Source organism: Polaromonas sp. P1_E1_2 (genome assembly GCF_056406035.1).
The window spans coordinates 1-5,793 of record NZ_JBFUAZ010000243.1 but is presented as its reverse complement, the minus strand read 5'-3'; the positions used below and the strand labels follow the sequence as shown (position 1 = coordinate 5,793).

The window sequence follows — 5,793 nt, the reverse complement described above, 5'->3', positions numbered from 1 at the left end:
GTCCAGCATGCGCATGGCCGTGGTGATGGTCTTTTTAAGCTTCTCGTGGTCGACTGCGCCGTCCTTCAGATGCTGGACGAGGTTGACCGAGCCCAGGTTGCAGACGGCGGTTTCGGTGTCGCTGGTGTTGAGCGTGATCTCGGTGCACAGGTTGGACGAGTGCACGACGCCGGTGTGTTGCTGCGGCGAGCGCACATTGCAGGCATCCTTGAACGTGATCCAGGGGTGGCCGGTTTCAAACAGCATCGACAGCATCTTGCGCCACATGTCGGTGGCCTGCAGCTTGCGGGATGGCTTGATTTCGCCGCGCTCGGCCTTGGCTTCGTAGGCGGTGTAGATTTTCTCGAAGTCCTTGCCGAACTTGTCGTGCAGGTCGGGTGTGTCCGACGGTGAGAACAGCGTCCAGGTGCCTTTTTCCATCACGCGGCGCATGAAGAGGTCGGGAATCCAGTTGGCGGTGTTCATGTCGTGCGTACGGCGGCGATCGTCACCGGTGTTCTTGCGCAGTTCCAGGAACTCTTCAATATCCAGGTGCCAGGTTTCCAGGTAGGCGCAGACGGCGCCTTTGCGCTTGCCGCCCTGGTTGACCGCCACGGCGGTGTCGTTGACGACTTTGAGGAAAGGCACGACGCCTTGCGATTCGCCGTTGGTGCCCTTGATATGGGCGCCCAGGGCGCGCACAGGCGTCCAGTCATTGCCCAAGCCGCCGGCAAATTTGGACAGCAGCGCGTTTTCCTTGATGGCGTCGTAGATGCCGCCCAAGTCGTCGGCGACGGTCGTCAGATAGCACGACGACAGCTGCGAGCGCAGCGTGCCGGCATTGAACAGGGTGGGCGTGCTCGACATGAAGTCGAAGGACGACAGGATTTCGTAGAACTCGATCGCGCGTTCTTCGCGGTTGATCTCGTTGAGCGACAGGCCCATGGCCACGCGCATGAAGAAAGCCTGTGGTAGCTCGATGCGCTGTTTGCGCACGTGCAGGAAGTAGCGGTCAAACAGGGTTTGCAGGCCGAGGTAGTCAAATTTCAGGTCGCGTTCGGGCTTGAGCGCGGCGCCCAGGYGGGCCAGGTCGAACTGCTGGAGCTTTTCGTCGAGCAGCTCGTTTTGTACGCCCTTGGCGATGAACTGCGGGAAATACTCGGCGTAGCGAATCGCCATGTCTTCCTGACTGACTTCTTCACCCAGCACCTCGCGGCGGATGGTGTGCATCAGCAGGCGTGCGGTGGCGTAGGTGTAGTCAGGGTCTTTCTCGATCAGGGTGCGCGCTGCCAGGATGGACGCCTTGTAGACTTCATCAATGGGCACACCGTCATAGAGGTTGCGCATGGTCTCGGCAACGATGGGGTCGGGCTTGATATCTGCGCCCAGGTTGGCGCAAGACGCTTCAATCAGAGCCTGCAGGTTGCGGATGTCCAGCGCGACGCGGTTGCCGCGGTCGGTCACATGGATCAGGGGCGCCGCAGGTGCCTGGGTTTGCGGCTGGCGTGCACGCTCTTGCGTGCGCTTCTCGCGGTACAGCACGTAAGCGCGGGCGATTTCATGGTGGCCGCCGCGCATCAGGCCCAGCTCGACCTGATCCTGAACGTCTTCTATATGAAAGGTTCCGCCGCCTGGGCGCGAACGCATCAGGGCGCGGATGACCGCCTGGGTCAGGCCGTCAACGGTTTCGCGGACGCTGGCCGAAGCCGCACCCTGCGTGCCATGCACGGCCAGGAAAGCCTTCATCATGGCCACGGCGATCTTGTTGGGTTCGAACGGCACCACGCCGCCATTGCGGCGGATGATCTGGTAATGGGCGAGCGGGTTGCTTTGCGCGTTGGTATCGCCGGTTGCTGGGTTGCTTGCCAGAACGCTCGACGTGACGGGCACCGCGTGTTGTGCAGTTTGCATGACTTCCTCTTTGCTTTGTTTTATGGGTGGTTTGATGTGCTGTTCGGGGTCTCTGGATATATTGAGGTATTGCACAGGCCTATCAACCTGCTCCTTCATTTCCTGACCCGAATTACATCAAACTGAATTAGGGCTTAGACACTATACCTAGGGTATGGAGGGAATACAAGCCACTACAGGTAGTGTATCGCTGACTAAATGCACCGTTACGTTTTGTGGCTTTTTAGGCCCCATTCCAGACGCCTCGATCAGGGCTTGATGGTGGCTCGTTCAACTTCGCTGAAAGCCTGATGCCATCAGGCTTGCGAAGCTGATGCAGCGTTGTGGCGCGGCTTTTCGCGGGCTTGGATTGAGAGCGCCGGTCACTGCTGGCGCGGTAAAAATAACCGGAAATTTCCACAGCAAGACGCACCGCAATGGTGAGTGCGTGCAGGTGCACCAGTCACATGATTTCGGGAAAACACCTAGCCGGTGACGACAGCGAGTTTTGCAGCAGAGGCCAGTTGAAGCCAAGGCCCGGGTCCTGCTTGCGGCCGGGTGCAATGTGCTCGTGCCCGGCGATGTGCTCAATGGGATAGCGCTGCAGAAGCGAGGCGCACAGCCCGGTCAGGGTTTCATACTGGGATGCTTCAAAGGTATCTCCCTCAAGGCCTTCCAGTTCGATGCCGATGGAATCGTCGTTGCAGTTGGTGCGTCCGCGGTAGCTGGATTCCCCGGCATGCCAGGCGCGGTCGTCACAGCTCACAAACTGCCACAGAGCGCCGGTTCGGGCGATGAAAAAGTGCGATGAAACCTGCAGGCCGCGAATGCCCTGAAAGTAAGCGTGTGCCTCCCAGTCGAGCTGGTTGGTGAAAAGGCGCTGGACGTTGTCATTGCCGAACTCACCTGGCGGCAGGCTGATGGAGTGGATGACGATCAGGTCGATTTGCGCGCCGGGAGGGCGTGGACCAAAGTTGGGCGAAGCCAGTGCGCGTGCGTAGCGGTACCAGCCGTTTTGCCACAAAGGCCGGGGAAGGGCATTGGGGCTTTCAGGCGGGGTCATCAGCAGGGTCAAGTCCATCGGCCAGGTCGTCATTGCCCGGCGTGGCGATATTCAGGCGTGCAATGCGGTAGCGGATCTGCCGCAGGCTCAAACCCAGCCTCGCGGCGGCGGCGGTACGATTGAAGCCGGTCTCCAGCAAAACCTTGGTCAGGATGTTTCGCTCCTGCSCGTCCAGATAATCCTGCAGGTTTTCCGGGACGGCGACGTGCTCTTCGACCGGCGCATCAAAATGCAGCATGCTTCCTTCGCCGAGCGCCACGGCCCGGTGCAGGATGTTTTCCAGCTCCCTGACATTGCCGTTAAAGGGCCTGGACTGCAGCTGCTCCATCACGGCATCTGTCAACTCGGGCATCTTGAAGCCGGACTCCTGGCAGATTCTTGACAGCAGGGCAGTGCAGAGTGCCGGCAAATCCTCCCTGCGTTCGCGCAAGGCCGGCACGGCAATTTCAATCACATTGAGCCGGTAATAAAGATCCTGGCGGAATGTCCCTTCCTGGGCTTCCGCCGCCAGGTTTTTGTGCGTTGCGCTGACGATGCGCACGTCAACGGTGTCCTCCTGCGGCGAACCCAGCGGCCTGACGGTGCGCTCCTGGATGGCGCGCAGAAGTTTGGATTGCATGGCCAGCGGCAGGTCGCCAATTTCATCGAGAAACAAGGTGCCGCCCTTGGCTGCCTGGAAGTAGCCTTGCCGGTCCTGCGCTGATCCGGTGTAAGCGCCCTTTCGTGCACCGAAGAACTCCGCTTCGAGGAGGTTTTCGGGTATGGCGCTGCAATTGACGGCTACAAAAGGCCCTGTCGCGCGGTGGCTGCAGCCGTGTACGGCGCGTGCAACCAGTTCCTTGCCGGTGCCCGATTCCCCCTGAATGAGGACCGGCGCCATGCTTCCCGCCACTTTGACGATGCGCGACTTGACGGCGCGCATGACGGCAGACTCACCCACCAGTTTTTGCAGAATCTGGGTGCCGTCCCCGCTTTTTTTCTGGGCGGAGGGGGCGGGGCCGTGTTCCGGTGCGCTTCGATCGCTTTTGGCCTGTAGTGCAGGATGCTTGGCACCCTGCACGGCGGATGCCACGACACTGCGGAATTGTTTGAGGTCGACCGGTTTCGTGAGGTAGTCAAACGCGCCGGCCTTGAGTGCTTCCACCGCATTTTCGGCCGAGCCGTGGGCTGTAATCACCACGCATCGTTCGGGCCTTTGCTGGTCTATCATGTCTCGCAGTAATTCGAGGCCAAGGCCATCTGGCAGGCGCATATCGGTGATCACAGCATCGAAGTGATGCGCCTTGAGCTGCTCCCGGGCCTGCAGCAGGTCACCGGCTGCCTCCACCCGATACCCTTCCCTGAGCAGCGTCAGTTCATACAGGGTGCGCAAATCCGGTTCATCGTCAATGACGAGGATACGTGCCTGCTGGGGAACGGGAATGGGGGTGCTCATGGTTTTCAGGTTGGCATTGTGGCAAAAGAAGCCGCGGGCAAGGTCATAGACGGACTGGAGGGCGCGAATATGACAAAAAATTCGTTTCCTTCAATGCCGCTGCGCTGCACGCGCTGGTAGCCGATCAGGGCACCATAGCGTTCGCATAATTCACGGCAAATGTACAGGCCCAGCCCGCTGGAGCGGCTTTCAGAGGAGAAAAATGGTTCGAACAGGTGTGTCTGCACGGTTTGCTCCATGGGTTGGCCATCGCTCCATACGGACAGACGGGCCTGCCCGGGCGTAACGAGCTGGGTGGAGACTTCAATGGCSTGAGAAGATGTGCTGGCATAGCGCAGGGCGTTGTCCAGCAGATTGACCATGAGGCGGCGCAAATGCTCGGGCTCAAAGCACACAACGGCATTACCCGAATCTGCCGTGATCTTCATGCGTCGGGACGCTTCAGTCTGCCCCGCCCAGTCCGCGGTAATCTTGTGAGCGGTTTCGTCCAGCGCCAGGGTGGTGGTTTGTGGCGAGGGCAGGTGCGCCTGGGCACGTGAAATGTTCAATACCTCATCGACGATTCTGGCGAGACGTTGCGCATTTTGCCGGATCATGCCTGTGAGCTGGCGGTGCGGCTCGTCTTGCAGGTCTTCTTCCAGCAAGGCATTGGCTTGAGAGATCGCCGCCAGCGGATTCCTGATTTCGTGTGCCACTGCGGCCGACATGCGTCCCATGGCTGCCATCTTCTCGGTCCTCACGCGGGCTTCCATTTCACGCAGGTCTTCCAGGAACATTACACAAAGGCTTTCGTGGGTGCCATTTTTCGAGGCGGCAAGACGAGTGCGTACATGAAGCCGCCGGGTATTGCTGCCCGGGTATTCAAGGCTGATGTCCGCTTCCTGGGGGGTCTGCGTGCTGAACGTGCTGTGCATCAGTTCCGCCAGGGGCAACCAGGCCGCCTCCATGACGAGGATGAAAGGCGCGCTGCGAACTGAATCCCGGGCTCCCAGCAGGCGCCTGGATGCCGGATTGGCCGACCGGACGATGCCGTTGATGTCGACCACCAGCACGCCGTCGGCCAAGGTTTCAATGACCAGTTCGTTCACCTGCGTCTGCATGCGCGCGGCGGACTGGCTGCGTTTTGCCAGCTGTTCTTCACGGGCCAGCCGCAAGGCGAGGTGGTTCGCAAGCAGTGCGACCAGGAAAAAACCGGAACCGCTCAAGCCCGACTGGAGGAATCGGGCATTGAAGTCGCCCAATACCTGAAGTGAGCTCCACCAGGCGTCGGCCAGAAGCAGCAAGGTCACGCTGGCTGCGGTTCCGAAGGCCAGCAAAATCGGTCCAAGGATGGAGGCAAGGAGCACCGGCAGGGCAAACAGCGGCGTGTAGTTGATGCCGCTCGATTGCAGGAAATTGAGTGTGGAGAACGTGATGACGTCCACGC

General features: G+C 60.1%; 4 protein-coding genes. All 4 read right to left on the bottom strand.

From position 1 onward, the window contains the following. Positions 1 to 1,890 (bottom strand): ribonucleoside-diphosphate reductase subunit alpha (locus tag AC1D1P_RS12590; RefSeq protein ID WP_477673211.1); only part of this gene is annotated, 1,890 nt, incomplete at its 3' end. Positions 1,891 to 2,332: 442 nt separating this feature from the next. Continuing rightward, positions 2,333 to 2,950, bottom strand: a complete 618-nt coding sequence (gene ampD / locus AC1D1P_RS12585; protein WP_477668368.1) for a 1,6-anhydro-N-acetylmuramyl-L-alanine amidase AmpD — start codon at positions 2,948 to 2,950, stop codon at positions 2,333 to 2,335. Then, the gene (locus tag AC1D1P_RS12580) at positions 2,919 to 4,367 is read right to left on the bottom strand and encodes a sigma-54-dependent transcriptional regulator (protein WP_477673210.1); all 1,449 of its coding nucleotides are present in this window, start codon (positions 4,365 to 4,367) and stop codon (positions 2,919 to 2,921) included. The genes ampD and AC1D1P_RS12580 overlap by 32 nt, the downstream gene beginning before the upstream one ends. A 5-nt stretch (positions 4,368 to 4,372) precedes the next feature. Beyond that, positions 4,373 to 5,793 (bottom strand): two-component system sensor histidine kinase NtrB (locus AC1D1P_RS12575; RefSeq protein WP_477673209.1); only part of this gene is annotated, 1,421 nt, incomplete at its 5' end.

What these genes read in the sequence shown, in the direction of transcription:
- ampD (WP_477668368.1), bottom strand. Translation starts at nt 2,950, where the DNA reads ATGGACTTGACCCTGCTGATGACCCCGCCTGAAAGCCCCAATGCCCTT.